Source organism: Thalassoroseus pseudoceratinae (assembly GCF_011634775.1).
In the GTDB taxonomy this organism is placed as follows: domain Bacteria; phylum Planctomycetota; class Planctomycetia; order Planctomycetales; family Planctomycetaceae; genus Thalassoroseus; species Thalassoroseus pseudoceratinae.
Genome location: NZ_JAALXT010000007.1, coordinates 383,925 through 405,223, shown reverse-complemented (window position 1 = coordinate 405,223; position 21,299 = coordinate 383,925). Strand labels below are relative to the sequence as shown.

Genomic DNA, 21,299 nt, shown 5'->3' with positions numbered 1-21,299 from the left:
GGTGTGCGTTGGTCATGATTTGCGTCGGCGTTCCGCTCCAGCAGAGATGGAATCGGCTTCGAGGAAGATATGTTTGATCTGCGGATGTTGAGCGCGAATCGCCTCTTCCAACCGGTCAATTGCGGTTTCGACATCATCTGCCGATAGTTCATCGTGGAAATGCACATCGAGTGCGAGCAAGATTGTTTCCGGACCGAAGTGCAACGTAAGTGGCTTCCGAACACGTTGAACCGCCGGGTCGTTTGTGGCGATTTGCCGAACGTTCGCAACGGTGGTCGGGTCCGCACTTTCACCGATGAGTAACCCGCGTGTCTCACGAATGAGCAGCAACGCCACGCCCATCAGAATCAAACCGATGATGATGGACGCCACACCATCGAGAACCGGCATTTCGAACAGGTGGCCGAAGTAAATCCCGAGAAACGCTACCACAAGCCCCAGCATCGCGGCGGAATCTTCGAACAGCACGGCGAATGTGGTCGGGTCTTTGCTATGCCGAATCGCTTGCCAAACGCCGTGATCCTTGTTTTTGGCCTGGAGAAACCCCTTGAGTGCCAACCACCAGGCAGCTCCTTCGAAGACAATCGCCAAACCCAAAACGATGTAATTGGCCGTTGGGTCTTGAAGTTCGCCCGGGTGCATCACGTGTTGGATGCCCTCATAAAACGAGACGCCGCCGCCGATTCCGAAAATCAAGACCGCGACGATCAACGTCCAGAAATAGAGATCCAAACCGTAGCCGAACGGGTGTTCGTCGTCCGCCGGTCGTTGGCTGAGTCGAATTCCCAGCAGCAGTAACGCCCCGTTGCCGGTATCGACAACCGAGTGAATGCCTTCGGAAAGCATCGCCGAACTGCCGGTGATCCCAGCGGCAATAAATTTCGTGACCGCAATCGCCCCGTTGCCGGCGATGGCTCCGTAAATCGCAATTTTCGATCCGCTCGCGGCCACAGTTCGATTCCTTCACTGACTGGTTATGGTTGGACACGTGTGCGGATTGTACTTGATCCCAAGCGAATCGCAATCGGCGAGAGTTTGACGCTCGGAAACGATGATTCTCCTCAAACGTCTTTGTGCGGCATCAAAAATGGTTTGCTTGTCGGAATTCCATCGGTGATCGATTCGGGGGGGGGATTGCGACCGACCATTAGCAATCATGGGGCCGTTCTGAAAATTCGTCGAGGCCCCCGCAATCCGGCAGAGTACCCTGTGAATTGGCGACGGATTTGCTACTATCATTGGTTCCGTGGCATATCATCCGCGGCTAACAGCATATCAAGCGGCACCTCCCTGCCTCAATACCGTTGCGGCAGCGACACGGAGGCCCTTCGGACGACAGGATGACCCTTATGGCTTATGATGCTTACGACCCATGTCCTTGTGGCAGCGGGAAGAAGTTCAAATTTTGTTGTCTTCCCATTGCGGAAGAAATGGACAAAGTCGCCGGGCTGCAAGAGAACCACCAAACTCAAGCGACTTTGCAGGTTTTAGATCGGCTGCAAAAAACCAAACCGGAAATTCCTTGGATTTACGTCACCCGAGCGGGCGTACTTTTGAACGAAGGCCGGTCGCTCGAGGCTCAAGAAACACTCACGGTGTTGCTTGAGAAACAACCCGATCACCCGTTTGCGTTGGCGTTGCTGGCGACGGCGTCGGTCGGAGCAGTGGGATTCGAAGACGCAAAACCGAACGTCTACAAAGCGTTCCGTCATTGCGCTCAGCATTTCCCGGATGTCGTCGGCTCGCTAGCCATGGGCATTGCCGGGTTGATGTACGGCGAGCGAAAATATCTGGCGGTCCGTCAGCATTTGGCGCTCGCGATGCGTTTGGTTCCTGAAGAAGACAAACAACAAGTCTTCCTCCGATTGATCGACTTTGACGGCGACGAACGGTTGCCGTATCCGTTGCGGGGGCCGCATCCGTTGCGTCCCGTCGAGCTTTCCGAAGACGCCGAAAACGCCGAGGAACAAGCGAAATGGCTCAAACGAGCCGAGCGGTCGGTCGTCATGGGTTGCTACGAAACCGCCGCGAACTTGTACGAACGGTTGGCCGAGGATGACTCGGAAAACCCGGTTCTCTGGGCCAACGCGGGGTTGTGCTGGGCATGGGACGGCGACGAAGAGGAAGCCTCCGAATCGTTGCATCGAGCGGCTCGTTTGGAAGACGATTTCGAAACCGCCGTCGAATACGAAACGCTCGCTCAACTGCTCGACCAAAACGCTCCCGATGCCCAAGCCGATGTGGTCGCAGTGGGTTATCGGGTGCAATCGGTGAGCAAGTTGTTGTCGATGATCGACGATCATCCGCAACTAGAACGCCTCCCCGAGACTCCCGACGAAGACGGCCAAAAACAACCGCCGGTCGTCAATATTCTCGATCGGGAACCGATCTCCGAAGAAGAAGAGATTTCCCGGGACAACGTCTCGCGAGTGGTCGGAAGATTGATCTTCGCGGAAGCCGTTGCCGATGATTCCCCACAGGTCTGGCTGACACGATTGGCCACGGAATTCAGCGAATCCGCCCGGGAGATTTTCGAGTCCATCGCCGACGAGGAAATCGAGGACACTCAAGAAGACCCGGACGCCGGAATGCGGGCCTTCACACCACGGGAGTTCTTGCCGCTTCAGTTCCAATGGCACTTCCCGAAATCGGTGCCCGCCGTTCGGCAATTGGAACTCGAGAAAGAGCAATGGCAACACCACGTTGACGAAACATGGTTGAATCTCCGGCAAGCCGCCCTCGGCGATCGCACACCGCTTGAAGCCGTTGGTGATGAGAAAGCTCGGATTCCGCTGGCCGCATCGGTCTACGTGTTCGACGCCTTCTGCGATCGCAACGCGTTCATTCTCGATGTGCCGGAAATGATGCAACGGCTGGAACTTCCCGCATCCGAGCCGATCGAAGTCACCAACGACCTGCCCTTGGGTTCGTTCTCGGTGATGAAAATGCATCGCCTACCAATCGATCAACTCGACGATACGCAACTCAACTACGTGTTGAACCGTGCGTTGTTGCTGCGGCATAACAAGTTCCTCGAAATGACGCTTCGCGAGGCTTTGTCTCGGGAGAGTTGTCGAGGATCGCTGGACTTGGACCGTGCGTTGTACACGCTGTGCGAACTCGCCCGCGACCGCAACGATCGGGAAGCGGCGTTCGATTGGATTCGCCAAGGCAAAGAACACGCAGCCACCACGGAAGACGCCTTCGCTCAGATCGTGCGATGGGAAATCCGTGAGTTGTCACTCCGAGTCGAAGACCCGACCGACGCCGAACTCATGCCGTTCGCGCAACAGTTGCTCGATCGTTACGCCAAGAAAATTCCTCAGTTGGCCGAACACGTGCAAATGGTCTTCGAAGCGTACGGGTTGCAACTTCCCGAGCGGGTCGAAGTTGGCGGCGTGAGCGGTCAAGTTTCGAGTGGCGGCCTGTGGACACCAGACTCCGCCAGTCAAGCACCGGAGAACGCGACCCGGAAGCTCTGGATGCCGGGTGAAGATTAGATCGAATTCCGGTCTTCTGTGTTCGTGATGGCCAAAAAAAGACGTTGTTTTTTTGGCCTCATGAGACGGAAACCGCTACGATCAGGAGTAACCCGATCGAGTTGTTTGTCGGAACTTCTTGTCGGTGAGTTTGGTTGTTGATACGTTTGATGATATTGGGTGTCACTGACGCAGCTGGTGGCACTCAATCAACGATTCGAGGTTGATTGCATTTCTCGCAACATTCGTGAATCTTCCTGATCACGATAATTTCGCAGCACGGATTTTTGATGGTCGCACGGTTGGACACGCACGAAGAAGCCATGCGGTGGGCGTTAGAGCTTGCCGTTCGCGGCTTGGGCATGGTCGAGCCGAATCCGGCAGTCGGTGCAGTCGTCGTGAATGCCGACGGTGAAGTCATCGGCGAGGGTTGGCACGAACGGTTTGGCGAATCCCACGCCGAGGTCCACGCACTCGAGCAAGCCGGCGCGGATGCCAGCGGAGCCACGTTGTACGTCACGCTGGAGCCGTGCAATCATCACGGAAAAACGCCGCCGTGTGCTCAAGCTGTGATCGACGCAGGCATTCGGCGAGTCGTCATTGGCACGCACGACCCCGCTCCTCATACTGCCGGGGCCGGTGTTCGAGCCCTCGAAGCGGCGAATATCGAAGTCACGATTGGCGTATTGGAAGACGATGCAAAATCGCTGATTGCACCGTTCTCCAAATTGATCCGCCTCGGTTTGCCGTTCGTCCATGCGAAATGGGCGATGACGCTCGATGGAAAAATCGCCTCGCGAACCGGGCAATCTCAGTGGATTTCCAACGAGTTGTCCCGGCGAACGGTGCATCATCTGCGAAGCCGAATGGACGGCGTTATGGTCGGCATCGGCACGGCCATCGCGGACAATCCGCAACTGACCGCGCGTCCGCCCGGACCACGCTCGGCAACCCGCATCGTCGTCGATGCTCTGGGCCGATTGCCGTTAGACAGTCAATTAGTCCAAACCGCTGGCGAGCATCCCGTGTTGCTCGCCACTTCGGAACGGGCATCGGCCGAGAGCATCGAACAATTCCGAGCCGCCGGTGTCGAAGTTCTTGTGTTGCCCACGACCGCCGATTCCGATGGCACATCGCCGAAGGTTTCACTTCCGGAATTGTTCTTGGAACTGGGTCGGAGGAAGATGACGAACGTGTTGGTCGAAGGCGGCGGTGAGTTGCTGGGACAATGTTTCGATGATGACCTCATCGACGAATGCCACGTGTTTGTGGCTCCGAAACTGCTCGGCGGAACCGATGCCATCACCCCACTGGCCGGTTTGGGGTTGGAAACCGTCTCGCAAACCCCGCAACTCGAAGAAACCGTGGTTCGTCCGCTTGGTAGTGATGTCTACATTCGCGGACGAGTCGTGCGTTGAACCCCGACACGGTTTCGATCTGGCTTCGCGGTTCTACTTCGGAGCAACTTCCACCTTGGCCAGATAGATGGCCGTTTTGCCCTCGTGAGATGAGTAATAACTCACCCACAGCATGTCGTCATGCCAAGCGAGACCGGCGTAACTGGTGTCGCCGCCGGAGGGAAGTTTCAAAGCTTCTGTGAGTTTTGCATTTTCCGGATCGAGCCAACAGATCGACGTCCGAACCGGCGAGTCATACAACCGAACCGCCGCCAAAAAACGACCGTCCGGAAGACGAATCATGTGCGGACCGCCGATCCGCTTATTGAGCGATTTCCACTCCCATTCGGTGTACGGTGGCGACGATTTGCCAATGTAACCGGAGTTCGGTTTTCCATCCTGACGCAACAAGCAATAGCCGGTGTCGTCGGGTGTGAACACGACAGACGTTTCGTTCGGGTAAGTTCCCTCGACCGCCACTTTCTCAATGAGCGTGTCGAAAGTTTTTCCATCGGAACTGCGGAACAATCGCAAACAGCGATCTCCCTTCCCACAACCGTAACCGAATCCGTACGCCTTGTTATCTTGCCAAGTGATTCGCCAAAGCCAGTTGTCGTGATCGCCGACTTCGTATTCTTGGCTCCAGTTTCGACCGTCCTCGGAGAACCAAACGAGCGATTGGTGCTTGTAGGTTTTCGGGTCGTTCATGGCTTCCGCTCCAGACAGCATCAAACGCCCATCCGGAGTGGTCGTAATTTTGGCATCGCGGAGGTCGGAGTCGTCGGAAGTGACCAACGCCGCCGATTTCCAATCCTTGCCATCCACCGAAGTGATGACCCGCAACGCTCCATCTGCCGAAACGTGACCTTTCCCCTCTCGAAACACACAGAACCAGCGATCCTGAAACCGAATTAAATCCGTAAACGCATTGTGGGGAGCGTGGTCCCAAATGCGTTGTGATTCGACGAGTCGTAACTCGCTTTCGTCTTCGGCCTTCAAAGTCGTGACGAGCAGGCAACTCGCGATGAGTGATGACGTTAACAGTTTCAGCACAGTTCAGTCTCCCGGTATCAAAGGGTTGGTGAAATCCTGGTGATTGCAAATCGAGTCCGGTGCGTTATCGCTTCATGTCTGCTGAGTTCTTCTGGAAAAATTCCAACCATTGACGAGTGATCGCCGCTGAAATGGTTTTCTCCTCTTGGAGTTCATCGCGGGTCGCCCCCCAATAAAAGCCGATCCACCCCGAGGCGTGTTGCTTCGATCGCTCGATGAACTCGGCGAAGTCGTCCATGTTGCATTTGAGAGGAAAGATCTCTTCGATCACCACGGGTTTGCCGACGGCTGCGAACCCGGCGAGCGTTTCCATGGCTTCGTCGACTTTTTGACTTTCGGGGTAAATGTGCATCGCGATGAAGTCGAGATCATCGGCGATCACGTTTGGATCGAAACCGCTGGTGAGACCGGGGCGGTCCAGACTCCAGGGAACCAGGCCGACGGTGATCATGTGGGTTTTGTCCTGTTCGCGGATGGCTTGCACGAGCGTTTTCACCCACTGTTTCGCAATTTCCGGGCGTTTGCGGCCGGCGGGATCGAGCGTGATGAATTGCACGAAATGCTTGCCACCGAATCCCGGTCCGAGCCAATCGCGATTCTTCCGCGCTCCACCGGGGACTACGGGTTCGTTCATCAAGTCGTAGCAAAAGACGGCGGGACTCGCCGCACACGTTTTCGCCACCGCCGACCAAAATACCGCTTGAGCTTGCCACCGCTGTTGCTCGGCGAGTTCATTGAACCATGCGGGAACATCTTGTTTGTGGTAGCACCCCAGCCCCGTGATATCCAAATACAACCCCGTCCGTTCGGCGAGTTTCAACAGTTGAGCTAGTCGGTCGAGTGATGCTTGGTTCGGTTCGGTCGGGCTATTGAGAAAGGCTTCGACTTGCAAGTGAATCCGCACGACGTTCGCACCGAGCTTTTTCATCTCCGCGAAGTCGGATTCAACTTCGGTCCATTGATCCTGCCAATACTCTTCCAACAAGCGACCATCGCGATCGTGATCGTAGTTGAACCCCCAAGGCCGGAACGGTTTCCCGGACTCCGTGAATACGAACCCGGATTGATCGTCCGCCACGCGGATACGGTCCAAGTCGGCGGCCGACGCATCGGAGCCAACGACCAATGCCAACATCAAAAGAGCGCTCGTTCGCATTGTGTCTTCCCTTCCATTCCATTCGTTGACGATCCTCGACACCAACCGGTATCGTATAACAGAACGTTGAATTGAACGAGCAACCCGCAGAAATCTTTTTCCGTCGTCGATCATCTTCCGAGGATTCCACTGTGAACCAAACGTCTCTTTCTCGTCGTGGAATGTTGCACACATCCGCCGCGACTGCTGCCGGAGTGCTGACCGGTTCGCTGTTGCAAGCCGCCGACAAAGCCACCACACCGGAAACCGGTTGGATCGATGCCCACTCGCACATTTGGACGCGAGACGTCGAACGCTTCCCATTGGCGGAAGGGCAAACCGTCGCGGATTTGGCTCCGCCGAGTTTCACCGCCGAAGAACTGCTCGAAGTTGCCGGCAAGGAAAACGTCTCGCGAGTCGTTTTGATTCAGCACCATATTTATCACGGGTGGGATAACTCGTATCTCATCTGGGCGGCGAAGGAATATCCGAAGAAATTCCGCGTGGTCGGAATGGTCGACGACACGCAGCCAAACCCCGATCAAAAGATGCGTGAACTCTTGCCGCAACGGGTGACGGCGTTTCGGATCACGTCGGGAATTCGCGGTGCCAAAGACTGGCTGAGCGGACCGGGCATGGATGCAATGTGGAAATGTGCCGCTGAAACCGGGCAATCGATGTGCTGCCTGATCAATCCCGAAGACCTGCCCGCCGTGAACGCGATGTGCAAGAAACACCCCGACACACCGGTGGTAATCGATCACTTCGCTCGCGTTGGCATCGACGGAACCATTCGCGAACGCGACTTGAAGCAACTCTGCGATCTCGCCAAGTACCCGAAGACGGCCCTCAAGATTTCCGCTTACTACGCCCTCGGCAAGAAGAAACCGCCGCACACGGAATTGGTCCCGATGATCCGTCGCGTGCTGGACGCCTACGGCACCGAACGGTGCATGTGGGCCAGCGACAGTCCGTATCAAATCGTCAAACCGAACACCTATCACGATTCCATCGCATTGGTCCGCGATCGCATGGATTTCCTCTCCGACTCCGATCGGGAGAATCTACTGCGTCGAACGGCCGAACGGGTTTACTTCTACGATGCTTGATCGCGTTTTCGGTCCAATGATGAAAAAAAGCAATTCGTCCGTAACCTCCCCCGTTTGAACCCTCAATTCCTCTTGTCGGATCATTCCTGAATTAGCCGACGGTTGACACGACAGTAAACGTTGATATGTTAGAGGATGCGAAATACCAACCTCGTGGGAATGCGAATTGGTTGTGGGGAACCTCAGGAAGACCAACCCTCAACCAACACAATTTCCCTCCACATACCAGCGAACTCAGCATTGCGAGCATTTCGTCTGACGCTACGTCAGCGAGATGAGTTGCGTTCGTTGCAGTCCAATGCCTCCACATCCGTTTTGTGTTGCTCACAAACAGGAGTTCTCGATGAGCCGAACGACACTTTCTTGGCTGGCGAGCGTTGCTATTCTATCGGCGTCCGTTTCGACGGCGATGGCCGCTCCGGAAGCACAGCCAAAACAAACCGGCTTGGGTGATCCGGGAACTTTGAAGCAAGTCGAGATCGGACCAACACTAGAAAACAATGTGGTCACCGTTCGCGGTCGGGACGCCCGGCAGCAACTCTTCGTGACCGGCATCTTTTCCAGCGGTCAACAACACGACCTGACCCATTCTGTCAGCTACTCCTCGAAGCCCGAAGGTGTGGTGAAAGTCGATGAAACGGGCTTGGTCACGCCACTCAAAGACGGTCAAGCGACCGTGATCGCGAAATCCGAGAACGGCCTGACCGGCGAACTCGCCGTCAACGTGACCGGAGTGGCCCATCAACATCCGATCAACTTCAAAAATCAGATCACACCGATCTTCACCAAGCTCGGCTGTAACAGCGGTGGATGTCACGGTAAAGCGAGCGGACAGAACGGTTTCAAACTGTCGCTGCTCGGTTTTTATCCGGAAGACGATTACGAGTTCCTCGTCAAAGAGGCCCGGGGTCGTCGGATTTTCCCTGGCTCTCCCAGTGAAAGTCTCTTGCTGCAAAAAGCGATCGGCCGCATGCCGCATGGTGGCGGAAAGCGAATGGACGTCGATAGTTACGAATACCGCATGGTCTACCGTTGGATCGAACAAGGCATGCCCTACGGCAACCCGGACGATCCCTATGTGACCAAGATCGCGTGTCTGCCGGAAGGTCGCGTGATGGACCGCGGTGCCGATCAGCAGATCACCGTGATGGCCACCTACAGCGATGGCAGCACCGAAGATGTCACCCAGATGGCCCTCTTCGAAGCCAACGACACCGAAATGGCCGAGTCCACCAAAACCGGTCTGGTGAAAACGCTCGATTTGGCCGGTGAAGTTGCGATTATGGCTCGTTATCAGGGTCAAGTCGCCACATTCCGAGCCACGATCCCGTTGGGTGTAGACGTCAAAACCGAAGACCTGCCACCCGCATCGAACTTCATCGACGATGCCGTTTTCGCCAAACTCAAAGTGCTGGGAATTCCCCCATCTCCCCTGACCGACGACGGAACCTTTCTGCGTCGCGTCTACGTGGACATCACCGGCACCCTGCCAACAGCCGAAGAAACCTCCGCGTTTCTGAACGATCCTTCACCCGACAAACGGGATCGTGTGATCGACAAACTCCTCGACTCCCCCGAATACGCCGACTACTTCGCGAATAAGTGGAACCTCGTTCTACGGAACAAAAAACGGCGAAACGAAGACATCGCAGGAACATTCGCGTTCCACCGCTGGATTTGGGAAAGCCTCTACGAAAACAAACCGTACGACGAATTCGTGCGGGAAATCGTGGCTGCCTCGGGCGATCAAAAGATCAATCCGGCAGTGATCTGGTATCGGGAAGTCGATGAAGTCAATGAGCAAGTCGAAGACACCGCTCAACTCTTCCTCGGCTTACGCATTCAGTGTGCCCGGTGTCACCACCACCCCTTCGAAAAGTGGAGCCAAAACGACTACTATGGCTTCGCTGCGTTCTTCAGCCGTGTTGGTAAGAAGAATCTGGCGTACGTGCCGAATCGGCAAATGCGGGAACGGCGAATCTTTCACAACGAAGGAACGGCGTCGGCCAAGAATCCACGAAACGGCCAAAACCTGAAGCCAGCCGGATTGGGCAGCGAACCGTTGGTGCTCGATCCGCAAGAAGACCCGCGTCAATACCTCGTCGATTGGATGGCCGCTCCGGAGAATCCGTTCTTCGCCAAAGCGTTGGTCAACCGATATTGGAAGCACTTCTTCAGTCGGGGCATCGTCGAACCGGAAGACGACATGCGAGCCACGAACCCGCCGTCGAATCCAGAATTGCTCGACGCCTTGGCGAAGCATTTCATCGACAGTGGATTCGATCTCAAAGAGTTGATCCGCACGATCTGCAAATCGAAAACTTACCAATTCACATCACTGCCAAACGATTACAACCTCAAAGACAAGCAAAACTTCTCACGGTACTATCCGAAACGATTGACCGCCGAAGTACTGTACGATGCGTTCCACCAAGTCACCGGAACATCGCAAAGCTACAGTGGACAACCCGCCGGCACACGAGCCACGCAGTTGCCCGACCCGACAATCGGTCCGTACTTCCTGAAAGTCTTCGGTCAACCGCAGGGCGACACCGCCTGTGAATGCGAACGGTCTCAGGAAGCGAATCTGGCTCAAAGTTTGCACTTGCTCAACAGCCAGGAAGTGCAAAGCAAGATCGGCAACGGCAATGGTCGAGCAGTGCAATTCGCTCGCGACAAAGAACGAGAGCACGAAGCCAAGATTCGTGAACTCTACCGTTGGGTGTACTCGCGAGAGCCGCAACCCGACGAACTGCAAGTTGCGTTGAACCACATTGCCAAGCACGAACAAAACGTGCAGCCGGCATACGAAGATATCGTGTGGGCCTTGATCAACACGAAAGAGTTTTTGTTCAACCACTAATCCGGTTGACGGAATGATCGACTCCACACGCCCAGGAACTTCGGTTCCTGGGCGTTGTCGAATATCGTCTTTGAAACAGAGTTGCCGCCCGAAAAACGACGGCCCGAATTCTGATGCAAGGGAATGTCATGTCGCAAAAAACGACTACCGACGGGCGGTTGATGTTCGTCTTTTTCGGATTGATCGGCGGGTGCTTCTTCGCCCCATCCGCGTTGGCACAGTTGCCGCAATGCCGACTGCACGCTGTCTTCCCGCCCGGAGCGCAAGCCGGAACCGAAGTCGATGTGACCGTCACCGCTGGTCAAGATCTGGACGATCTTACAACCCTGCTCTTCAACCATCCCGGTCTGAAAGCCACCCAGAAAACGAAAGACGTTGCCGGGCAGACCAAACCGGTCAACAATTCGTTCACGGTGCAAGTTGCGTCCGATGTACCCGCTGGGTTCTACGAGGTCCGGGCTCTCGGGATGTACGGGTTGAGTAATCCGCGTTCGTTCGTGGTCGGCAGCAATCCCGAGGTCCTCGAGGCTGCCTCCAACAACGATTTCGATTCCGCTCAAGAAATCGAACTTAATCAGGTCGTCAACGCGAAATCGGAACGGGCAACCGATGTGGACTTCTACAAGTTCACCGCCAAGAAAGGTCAACGATTACTCGCGGTCTGCAATTCCGCTCGGATCGATTCCAAACTAGACGGCATTGTGGAAATCTACGATGCGAGCGAACGCCGCATCGACGCCGCCAGTCGGTCGCGAGTTTGGATGCACGGAGATCCCGTTGCCGATTTCGTCGTGCCCGCCGATGGCGTGTACTTCGCCAAAGTGGTGGACTTCACCTATCGAGGCGGAAACGAATACTTCTATCGGTTTACAGTGACGACCGCCCCTTGGATCGACTTCGTACTCCCGCCCGCCGGGCAACCGGGGACGAAATCCCGATACACACTTTACGGTCGAAATCTTCCCGGTGGAAAACCCTCGGACTTCGTCGCCGGTGGAAAACCGCTCGAACAGTTGGAAGTCGAAATCGCATTGCCGAACGAACCATCGCGACTGGATGTCGAGACCAGTCTCGATCCCGTGCAGGCCGGTATTGATGGCATTCAGTATGTGTTGCCATCACCGCACGGTCGCTCGAATGCGGCGTTCATCGGTTTCGCGACGGCTCCTCTGATTGCAGAGCAAGAACCGAACAACAAAGCCGACGCGGTTCAGAAAGTCGAAGTTCCCGCAGAGATCTACGGTCAATTCCAAGAGCGACGGGACGCTGACGGAATCGAATTCTCGGCCAAAGCGGGCACCGTCTATTACGTGGAAGTCTTTGCCCAGCGAACGGGAACCACGGCGGATCCGTATTTCTGGGTCGAACAAGTCACCAAGAAAGACGACGGCACCGAGCAAATCAAACGACTCACAAGCCAAGACGACAACACGGCGAACTTGGCTCAATACGCCTTCGACACCAACACCGACGACCCCGTATGGAAGTTCCAAGTGCCCGCCGATGGCACGTATCGTGTGTATGTGAAAGACCGGTATGCGGGCAACCGTCGTGATCCACGTTTGGTGTACCGTTTGGCGGTGCGGCCGGAGAATCCCGATTTCCGACTCGTCGCTGTCCCCCAAAGATCGGCAGGCAACACGTACACCAACTCACCGGTTGCCGTTCGCAAAGGCGATAACGTCTATGTTCCCGTTTTCGCATTTCGACAAGACGGTTTTGACGGTGCGATCAACATTACTGCTGATGGACTGCCCGCTGGTGTAACGTGTCCCCCAGTCGTCATCGGTCCCGGTCAAACGAGTACCGAACTCATCTTCAGTGCCGCCGCCGATGCGAAACCGTGGGCGGGACGAGTCACAATTTCCGGGAAAGCCGTCATCGATGATCCCGCGAAAACACGGGCCGTCATAACGGCTGAAGCAGCGATCAAGCCGGCTCGGGATGCCGTCGAGAAACTGCGAAAACCGGTAGAGCAAGCCGAAGCTCAATTCAAACCGGCGGAAATGAAACTCACCGGTCTCCAGGAACAACTCGCGAAGAAACCTGACAACGAAGGGCTGAAGAAACAAGTCGCAGCGGCTCAGAAAGACTTTGACGCCAAGAAACAAGCCGTTGACAACGCGAAAAAACAACTTGCCGATGCGGAAAAGAAACTCCAAGATTCTCTCGCCGCCGTCGACACCGCGAAGAAAGCGAAAGCGGCGGCTGTGAAGGAAGTTCAGCGGGTCGCTCGCACGGGAACCGTGCTCTGGGATGGAACCGGTAACAATGCGGCCGATTCTCGCGTTTCACGGTCGCTGGGGCTTTCGGTGATCGACGAAACAGCCGCCTTTCAGGTGACGACCACACCTCAGGACATCACCGCAAACCAAAGCCGGCAAATCCTCGTACCGCTCAAACTCGACAAACGGAACGGTTTTGATACCGACGTCAAACTCGCCGTTGCTGGTGTTCCCAAGAACGCGAACATCGAAGTTCCAGCCGTCACCATCAAAAAGGGTGAAACGGAAACCCTGCTGCGGGTGTTTGTCAAAGACAACGCAAAGGTGGGCGATTACACCGTCTATCTCAATGGGCAAGCTCAAGTGAGTTACGCTCGCAATCCGGCGGCGGTGACGCGTGCCAAAGCCGATCAAAGCCACATCGACGGCAAGATCAAAGAGACGCAGACCAAAATCAATACTGCCAAGGAAGCTTTGAAAAAAGCCACCGAGAGCGAGAAAGCCAACCAAGAACTCGTCAAGAAATCGAAGCAAGCCGTTGACGAAGCGAAGAAGCAGAAGCAACCGGATGAGGCTATTCAGAAAGCCGAGCAAGCCGTCAAAGACGCGGAAGCCAAGTTGCAAGCCGCAACCAACGACAAGAATACAGCAGCAGCGGCGGTGAAGACGGCTGAGGGTGAACTGAAGAACTTTCAGAACATCAAGAAGCAAATCGACGCCGAAGTGAAGAAGGTCGAAGCGGCCGCGAAGCCGAAGAATATCAACGTCACGAATCCGTCTTCGCCGATCGTGATTCGCGTTCGGCCGAGTCCCGTAAAATTGAAAGCGGCTGTTCCGAACGGGGGTGCGTTGAAGCGTGGTGCGAAAATCGACATCAAAGTCACCGTCACCCGACAAAACAATTTCCAAGGGCCGGTTAAGTTGTCGCTGCCTTTGCCACCGAATGTCACGGGCTTGTCTGCGGCGGAAGTCACGATTCCAGCGGGTCAGAACGAGGGTGTGCTAACCGTGCAAGCCGATGGCAACGCCACCGAAGGGGCCCTTGCGAATCTTGTGATTCAAGCTGCCATGGAATTCGAAGGACAAGCGGCGGTCGATGTACCTGTCACACTGAAAGTCTCCAAGTAAACAACGAGCGCGCGGTCGAGCTTGAAAACCCGTCAACTCACAGTGGCTGGACCACCGGCGATGAGGACAAATCGAATGCGGAAGAATTTTGGAATTACGGCGATCATCGTTGTCAACTTGATGACAACGATCGCCTTCGCAGCGGACGACAAGAAAGACGCCAAGGCAGGACCGATCAAACCGGCTGCCGTGAATCTGGGGCGGCCGGTCGATTACGAACGCGACGTCTATCCGATGTTGGAATCAAACTGCATCGCGTGTCACAATGTTGCCATTGACGAGGGAAAACTCAACCTCGAAGAAGTCGAGTTGATGATCAAAGGCGGCAAAAGTGGCGCCGCGTTGGTCCCGAAAGAGCCCGATAAAAGTTTGGTCTACAAACTCGCCGCTCGCGGACAAAAACCGGCGATGCCTCCGCTGCCGAATGAGATGGATGCCCACGCCCTCACGCCGGACGAACTCGGCATTCTTCGGCAATGGATTATTGAAGGTGCAACCGGCGGGTCGGGCGATGACGTGAAGATGGTCAACTGGCAACCATTACCATCGGACGTGCAATCGCTGTATGCCATTTCCCTTTCGCCATGGGCGCGGTTTGCCGCCGCGGGACGGGCGAATCAGATTCACGTTTACGACTTGGGCACCGGTCGCGAAGTTGCCAACCTCAAAGACCCGCACTTGCAATCCCTGCAATTCAACGGTCAGGCGATGTACCCCAAAGGGGCGGCTCACCGAGATTTCGTGCATTCGTTGGCATTCAGTCCGGATGGTCGCACATTGGCATCCGGTGGTTATCGCGTGGTCAAACTTTGGCAACGTCCGGAAGATTTGACGACGTCCAAGATCGAAGGTCTCGGGTCGGTCATCGCCACCGTTGTGAGTCCAAACGGGCAACTCGCAGCGTTTGCGTCCGCAGACAATTCTGTCAAACTCGTCAACTTGGCCGATGGCAAAACCACCCACACGTTAACCGGTGCAACCGGACCGGTGAATGGTTTGAGCTTCTCGCAAGACGGTTCCCTGTTGGTGGGGGGATCGGCGGACAAAATCGTGCGGGCCTGGAAAACCGCCGACGGAGCCCTCGCCTGGCAACGCGAAACGCCAGCAGCCATCCATGATGTCTTGGTCACTAAAGACGGCGGACAGATTCTCACCGCACACGCGGACAACCTGGTTCGTCTTTGGCCCGCCGGAGCCGTTCCCACGGGTGACGATGTCAAACCGGAAGAAGCCAACAAGCCGGTCCGCGAATTCAAAGGTCATGGCAAACCGGTGACTTCTCTGGCTTGGCTACCGAATGCCACGCAGTTTGTCTCCGGCAGCGACGACAACACGTTCCGCCAATGGGATCTGAACAACGGACGACAAATCCGGTCCTTCAATCACGGGTCTCCCGTGCGAGATGTTGCCGTGCGACCGGACGGAAAATTCTTCGCGGCAGTCGGTCAGAACGGCCAAGCGAAACTGTATGACGCCAATGGCAAAGCCATCGCCACGATGGAAGGCAATCTCGCGGCTCAACATGCCGTCACTGAAGCCACCGAAGCGAAAGCGGTCATCGACAGCCAAGTCAAGTTTGCCGATGCGGCTTTGAAAGCGGCCGAAAAGAACCTGACCGACCGCGAAGCCGCCGTGAAATCTGCCAAAGAAGCCCAAACCAAAGCGGTCGAGGCTTTGAAGGATCCGCAGAAGAAGTTCACCGATGCCGAAACCAAGTTGAAAGCGGCGAAAGACGAGTTGGCCAAGAAAGCTGACGACGCCAAATTGCAGAAGAAAGTCGCTGATGCTCAGAAGGAATTCGACAGACAACAAGCGGAACTGAAGAAAGCCACCGACGCCAAAACCGCGGCGGATCGCTCCGTGAAGCTGGCGGAAAAAGCCATTCCGAAAGCCAAAGAACGCGTTGAGACCGAAAAAACCGAACTCGACGAGAAGAAGAAGCAACAGACGGCCGCGACCACGCAGGAAGCCGACGCCAAGAAAGCCGAGCAAGCCGCTCGCAAGCCGTTCCAAAGCGTCGCTTTTTCCGCCGACGGCAAACTCCTGGCAACCGCGGGTGAAGACCAAGCGATCCACTTGTGGAATTCCGAGAACGGGAACGCATTGGAATCGCTCGCCGGTCATTCGGGTGCTGTTTCGTCGTTGAGGTTCCTCGATGCAGATCGTCTGCTATCCGTCTCGGCCGACCAAACCGCAAGGGTCTGGGACACCACGCCTGAGTGGAAATTGATCGCCACCTTGGGTGGCAACGCGGACGAACCAACCGATGTCACGGCGTCGCCAATTTCGGATCGCGTTCTCAGTTTAGACTTCAGCCACGATGGGAAAAAACTCGCTGCTGGGTCTGGTGAACCGTCCCGCAGTGGTGGAATTGTCATCTGGGATCTCGAGAAGCAAAGCGTTGCGAAATCCATTGAAGACGCCCACAGCGACACGGTTTTGGGATTGGAATTCAACCGCGATGGCAGCCAAATCGTATCTGGTGGAGCGGACAAATTCGTCAAGGTCTTTAACGTCGAAGATGGTCAGTTCGTGCGGTCGTTTGAAGGCCACACGCACCATGTGATGGATGTGAGTTGGCGAGCCGACGGCCAACGTCTTGCGTCCGCCGGTGCTGACAACGTCATCAAAGTCTGGAATGTCGAAACCGGCGAACAGGTCACGACGATCACCGGGCATGGCAAACAAGTCACGTCGTTGCAGTTCGTCGGCACGAGCGACAACGTCATCACGGGCGGCGGGGACAAATCCGTTCGACTCTACACGGCTTCGAATCGTCGTCAGGTCCGGAGTTTCGGCGGGGCGACGGACTACGTGTACTCGGTGGCTGCATCTCGTGACGGCAAACTGTTCGTCGCGGGCGGGGAAGACGGAGTGCTACGGGTTTGGAACGACAAAGGACAAGCCGTGCTGACCTTCGCACCCCCGGAACCCGCAACCGATCCCAAAACCCAGGCTGCGAAATAGCCTTTCCTGCCTCGTCCATTCCGCATCGCTTGATGTTCCGCCGGTCGGTCGCCAAACTGCACGTTTGGTGGTCGACCGGTTTGTTTTTTTCCGGTTCGACATTCCGAGAATGCTCTCTCAACCATCGGAAATGGTCTTTCATGTCGGTTCAGCTTGCAAAAAACATCCTCACGGAACTCGAATCTCTGGTTCTGATCGATCCGCACACGCACATCAACCCTCATGCACCGGCGTCGGAAACGCTGGCAGATATCATGGGGTATCACTATTACACGGAACTGGCGCACTCGGCGGGATTGCCGAAATCGCAGATTGAAGAACCCGGCTTGGACCCGAAAGAGAAAGTCGGCCGGTTAGTCGAGAAACTCGGCGACTTGGACAACACAATCCAAGTCAGTTGGCTGGTGGAAATGTGCCAAGAGTTCTTCGGTTTCGAAGGTGAACGCATCACGACCGATAACTGGGAAAAACTTTACGACACCGCCACCGCAAAAATGGCCGAGCCGGATTGGGAAGACCAAGTCCTCAAGCACAGCAAGTTGGAGCAGGTCTATCTCACCAACGAATTCGACGACCCGTTGGAAGGTTTCGATTCCAACCGGTACGTGCCCTGTCTGCGGACCGACGATTTGGTGTTCCATTTGGCCAAGCCCACCGTCCGTGAACGGCTTTCCAAAGCGACCGGTGTGGAACTCAGCGATTGCAGTGCGTTGGTGAAAGCCATCGGCCAACTGTTCGAGCATTTCACGTCGCGTGGTGCTCGGGCATGTGCGATTTCCATTCCGCCAACGTTCTCGCCGGCCGCCGTTGACTCCTCAACGATGGAACCAATCCTGCAGGCCATGCAATCCGGTCGCGAGCTCACCAGCGACGAACAAGTGATTTCCAGCCAATTCGTCTTCTGGACCCTGGCCCAATTCTGCTCGGAACATAAGCTGCCATTCGATTTGATGATCGGAGTCAATCGCCGAGTCTACGAAGACGGCGTGTTCCAAGGTCAGGATTTGTACGATTCCCGTGTCTCGCTGATTCAATATCGCGACTTGCTCAACGCATTCCCGGATGTCACGTTCCCGATTTCGGTGTTGGCTGCGACGAGCAATCAAGAACTCGTCAGTTACGCCTGGATTTTCCCGAACGTGGTGACGAACGGGCACTGGTGGTACTCGAATATTCCGGTACATATCGAGCAAGACACGAAGGCCCGATTGCAAGCGGTCCCGCAGACGAAGCAAATCGGCTACTACAGCGATATGTATAAACTGGAGTTCGCCTTGCCGAAATTTGCCATGTACCGCCGGGTCTTGGCGAAGGTTCTGGCGGACGATTTCGTGGTGGCTCGCGGCTGGAGTGAGGAACGGGCGATTGCATTGGGCCAACTGGTTCTGCGAGGAAACCCCGAACGGATTTTCGCTCGGCCATAATGGTTGATATAATCGACACGCTCGATGGCGATCCAGGCTTTTGAATCAGATTGTGGGCGGACCGTTTCGGCCCACAATCTGACAGAACCCGTTGAATGAGGGCTTACCATGGCAACACTGGTCGTTTTGCAAAGTGGAGAGGCCAAGCCGTACCGCTTGCAGGACGGTGAAACCACTCTCGGCCGATTGCCAACGTGTACGATTCAATTGCAGTCGAACATGGTTTCCCGTCTGCATGCGAAAGTGACATTTGCCGACGGCAAAGCGTACATCGAGGACAACGTAAGCGGCAACGGGACGTTCTTGAACGGGCAACGAGTTGAAGGCCAAACGGAACTTCAACACGACGACCGGGTCAAACTGGGTCCAATCTTGATTCGTTACGAAGCCGATGCCCCGTTGGGCGGACAACGCCCCGACGGACCCGATCGTCCCGGAAACCGCCCACTTGCCCAGACGCCGGAACTGTCCGAGGATGATTTTCTCACCGAAGACGACGATCCAACAAACACAAACATCGTCGATTCCGTCGCGACAAGCAGCGGCTTCGGCGTTCTCAACATTCAGCCGGAGAAGAAACTCAAAGGCGTTATCGATATCACTTTGAGTCTGGCGGGTACCGTCGACCCGAAGCAAATGCTGCCGAAAATGGTCGATACGCTCTTCGAGATTTTCCCCCACGCCGACCGGGCGAGCATTCTCGTCAAGAATCCGCACAACGGCAAAATGTTGCCCACTCATCAGCGGCATCGTCGCGAAGGGGAAGACTCCACAGTCAAACTCAGCCGAACAATCCTTCGGAAAGTGATCGACGAAAAAACTGGTGTGCTTTCCGCCGACGCCGCTAGCGACACCCAATTCGAAGCCAGCGAATCCATTGCCAACTTGAGCATCCGTTCGTTGATGTGCGTACCGATGCTCGATCTCGACGGCGAGGTTCTCGGCGTCATCAACATCGATACGCTGAACCCGTTCCAAAAATTTACGCGCGATGATTTAGACCTCTTGCAGGCCGTCGCTGGTCAAGCGGCGATCACATTTGAGAACGCACGGCTGTTGCAATCTCATCTCGAAAAAATGAAGCAAGACAGCGAGATGGAAATTGCCCGCAAAGTGCAGCGGGCTTTGCTGCCCGAATGTTTGCCTGAGGTCGAAGGGTGGCAGTTTTTCGCGTCGTACGATTCGGCCCAGGCAGTCGGCGGGGATTACTACGACGCCTTCATGCTCGGCGAAGACAAAATCTGTTTGTCCTTCGGCGATGTCGCCGGCAAAGGTGTGCCGGGTGCGTTGATTATGTCACGGATCGCCAGTTGCGTTCAGAATATCGTCCCATTCTTGAACGATGCCGGTGAAGCCATCCATGCGATCAATCGGCATATGTGTTCGAACATGGTCGAAGGTCGATTCGTGACGTACGTGTTGGTCATCATCGACTTGACCACCAACGAAATGACCCTCGCGAATGCCGGTCATATGTCGCCAATTATCCGTCATGCGGATGGGAAAACGGAGGAGTTCCCGGACGAGACGATCGGAATCCCCATTGGGATCATGGAAGACTACCCCTACGATGTCGTCTCCCATTCGATTCAACCGGGCGACACGGTGGTGATTGTGACCGATGGGGTCGATGAAGCCATGAATCCCAACGGTGATCTCTACGGCAAAGACCGCGTGGTGAAGTTCGTCAGTGAGGGCAGCCCGAACGCGCGGACTCTTGGCGAGTCGTTACTCGCGGATGTGCGTTTGCACGCCGATGGGCGACCGCAGAACGACGACATCACCATCATGACGTTCGGCCGCGACGCCTAACCAAAACAGAAAGCCGCCACGAAATTGTGACGGCTTTCCGGTTGAACTGTGAACATCGAATTGGCGAGTCCTCGACCGTATTACGGTCTTCCGTGTCCGCGATGGACTCGAAAAAACCGTCGTTTCCTGATCTCCACGAGACAGAACCCGCTACGATCGAAAGTCAGCTGCTCTAGGAATTTGCCTGGGGCAAAATTTCCGTTGGCTCAGCGACTTTTCGATATCCGACACTTCGCAAAACTTCGAGGACTTCACTCCAAGTCGGGAATTGTCGGCCACTTTTTCGTTTATATTCGTCCATGGCTCGCATGAACTCGATTTCGTCGTCGGAGTAGTCGCGTTCGCAGGTCGTGGGATCGATCTGGCGACGACGTTCAACTTTCTGACGACGTTCCGGGGTTGGTGCGGAACCTTCTTGTTTGAGTTGAGAAACCCGATCGCCTTTCGATCGGCGATCCTGACCAGTTCGACGGTCGACAAGAAGTTCGGTGGCCTGAAAATCATCTGACATGAGAGCTTCAACCTTTCCAGTGCGTCGGCTCGATTCAATCTCGGGCAGTCCGTGCTTGGAAAGCTCCCTGATATCGGTCGGGGAAAACCGACAGGGTAATTTGCCATCATTTCAGCGGTTAAGCAAACTCGAACGCTTTGTATAAAACTTGAAACACGAAGCTTCGGTCAACCTTACCGATTACAAGGATTATGCC

Annotated in this window: 12 protein-coding genes; 8 read left to right on the top strand and 4 right to left on the bottom strand. The window is 55.5% G+C overall.

Going from position 1 to position 21,299, the window contains the following annotated elements; translation table 11 throughout:
* Positions 1-12: 12 nt before the first annotated feature.
* Entirely contained in the window at positions 13-951 is a 939-nt protein-coding gene (locus G6R38_RS24050; RefSeq protein WP_166831329.1) for a cation diffusion facilitator family transporter, read from the bottom strand.
* A gap of 398 nt (positions 952-1,349) precedes the next feature.
* On the opposite strand from G6R38_RS24050, the gene G6R38_RS24045 reads away from it, so the two are divergent.
* Together G6R38_RS24045 and ribD are read left to right on the top strand one after the other, a co-directional pair.
* Positions 1,350-3,500, top strand: a complete 2,151-nt coding sequence (locus tag G6R38_RS24045) for an SEC-C domain-containing protein (RefSeq protein WP_166831328.1) — start codon at positions 1,350-1,352, stop codon at positions 3,498-3,500.
* Positions 3,501-3,769: 269 nt separating this feature from the next.
* Positions 3,770-4,897, top strand: a complete 1,128-nt coding sequence (gene ribD / locus G6R38_RS24040) for a bifunctional diaminohydroxyphosphoribosylaminopyrimidine deaminase/5-amino-6-(5-phosphoribosylamino)uracil reductase RibD (RefSeq protein WP_166831327.1) — start codon at positions 3,770-3,772, stop codon at positions 4,895-4,897.
* Between the two features lie 33 nt (positions 4,898-4,930).
* On the opposite strand, the gene G6R38_RS24035 is transcribed toward ribD, so the two are convergent.
* Both G6R38_RS24035 and G6R38_RS24030 read right to left on the bottom strand, forming a co-directional pair.
* A complete protein-coding gene (locus G6R38_RS24035; protein ID WP_206028708.1) occupies positions 4,931-5,929 on the bottom strand; it encodes a sialidase family protein in 999 nt (332 codons plus the stop codon).
* A gap of 64 nt (positions 5,930-5,993) precedes the next feature.
* Positions 5,994-7,085: a glycoside hydrolase family 5 protein gene (locus G6R38_RS24030; RefSeq protein WP_206028707.1), complete on the bottom strand. Its 1,092-nt coding sequence runs from the start codon at positions 7,083-7,085 to the stop codon at positions 5,994-5,996.
* 131 nt (positions 7,086-7,216) lie between these two features.
* On the opposite strand from G6R38_RS24030, the gene G6R38_RS24025 reads away from it, so the two are divergent.
* From G6R38_RS24025 to G6R38_RS24000, 6 genes are all read left to right on the top strand, one after another.
* The gene (locus G6R38_RS24025) at positions 7,217-8,173 is read left to right on the top strand and encodes an amidohydrolase family protein (RefSeq protein WP_240928363.1); all 957 of its coding nucleotides are present in this window, start codon (positions 7,217-7,219) and stop codon (positions 8,171-8,173) included.
* Between the two features lie 343 nt (positions 8,174-8,516).
* Positions 8,517-11,036: a DUF1549 domain-containing protein gene (locus G6R38_RS24020; RefSeq protein WP_166831326.1), complete on the top strand. Its 2,520-nt coding sequence runs from the start codon at positions 8,517-8,519 to the stop codon at positions 11,034-11,036.
* 128 nt (positions 11,037-11,164) lie between these two features.
* Complete coding sequence (locus G6R38_RS24015) at positions 11,165-14,389, top strand: hypothetical protein (protein ID WP_166831325.1); 3,225 nt, start codon at positions 11,165-11,167, stop codon at positions 14,387-14,389.
* A gap of 75 nt (positions 14,390-14,464) precedes the next feature.
* Positions 14,465-17,356: a WD40 domain-containing protein gene (locus tag G6R38_RS24010; RefSeq protein ID WP_166831324.1), complete on the top strand. Its 2,892-nt coding sequence runs from the start codon at positions 14,465-14,467 to the stop codon at positions 17,354-17,356.
* A 140-nt stretch (positions 17,357-17,496) separates the two neighbouring features.
* Positions 17,497-18,780, top strand: a complete 1,284-nt coding sequence (locus G6R38_RS24005) for a glucuronate isomerase (protein ID WP_166831323.1) — start codon at positions 17,497-17,499, stop codon at positions 18,778-18,780.
* A 108-nt stretch (positions 18,781-18,888) separates the two neighbouring features.
* On the top strand, positions 18,889-20,592 hold the full coding sequence (locus tag G6R38_RS24000) for a SpoIIE family protein phosphatase (RefSeq protein ID WP_166831322.1): 1,704 nt from the start codon (positions 18,889-18,891) through the stop codon (positions 20,590-20,592).
* Positions 20,593-20,764: 172 nt separating this feature from the next.
* Here the strand turns inward: G6R38_RS24000 and G6R38_RS23995 are convergent, their stop codons facing one another.
* A complete protein-coding gene (locus G6R38_RS23995) occupies positions 20,765-21,103 on the bottom strand; it encodes a hypothetical protein (RefSeq protein WP_166831321.1) in 339 nt (112 codons plus the stop codon).
* Between the last annotated feature and the right edge of the window lie 196 nt (positions 21,104-21,299).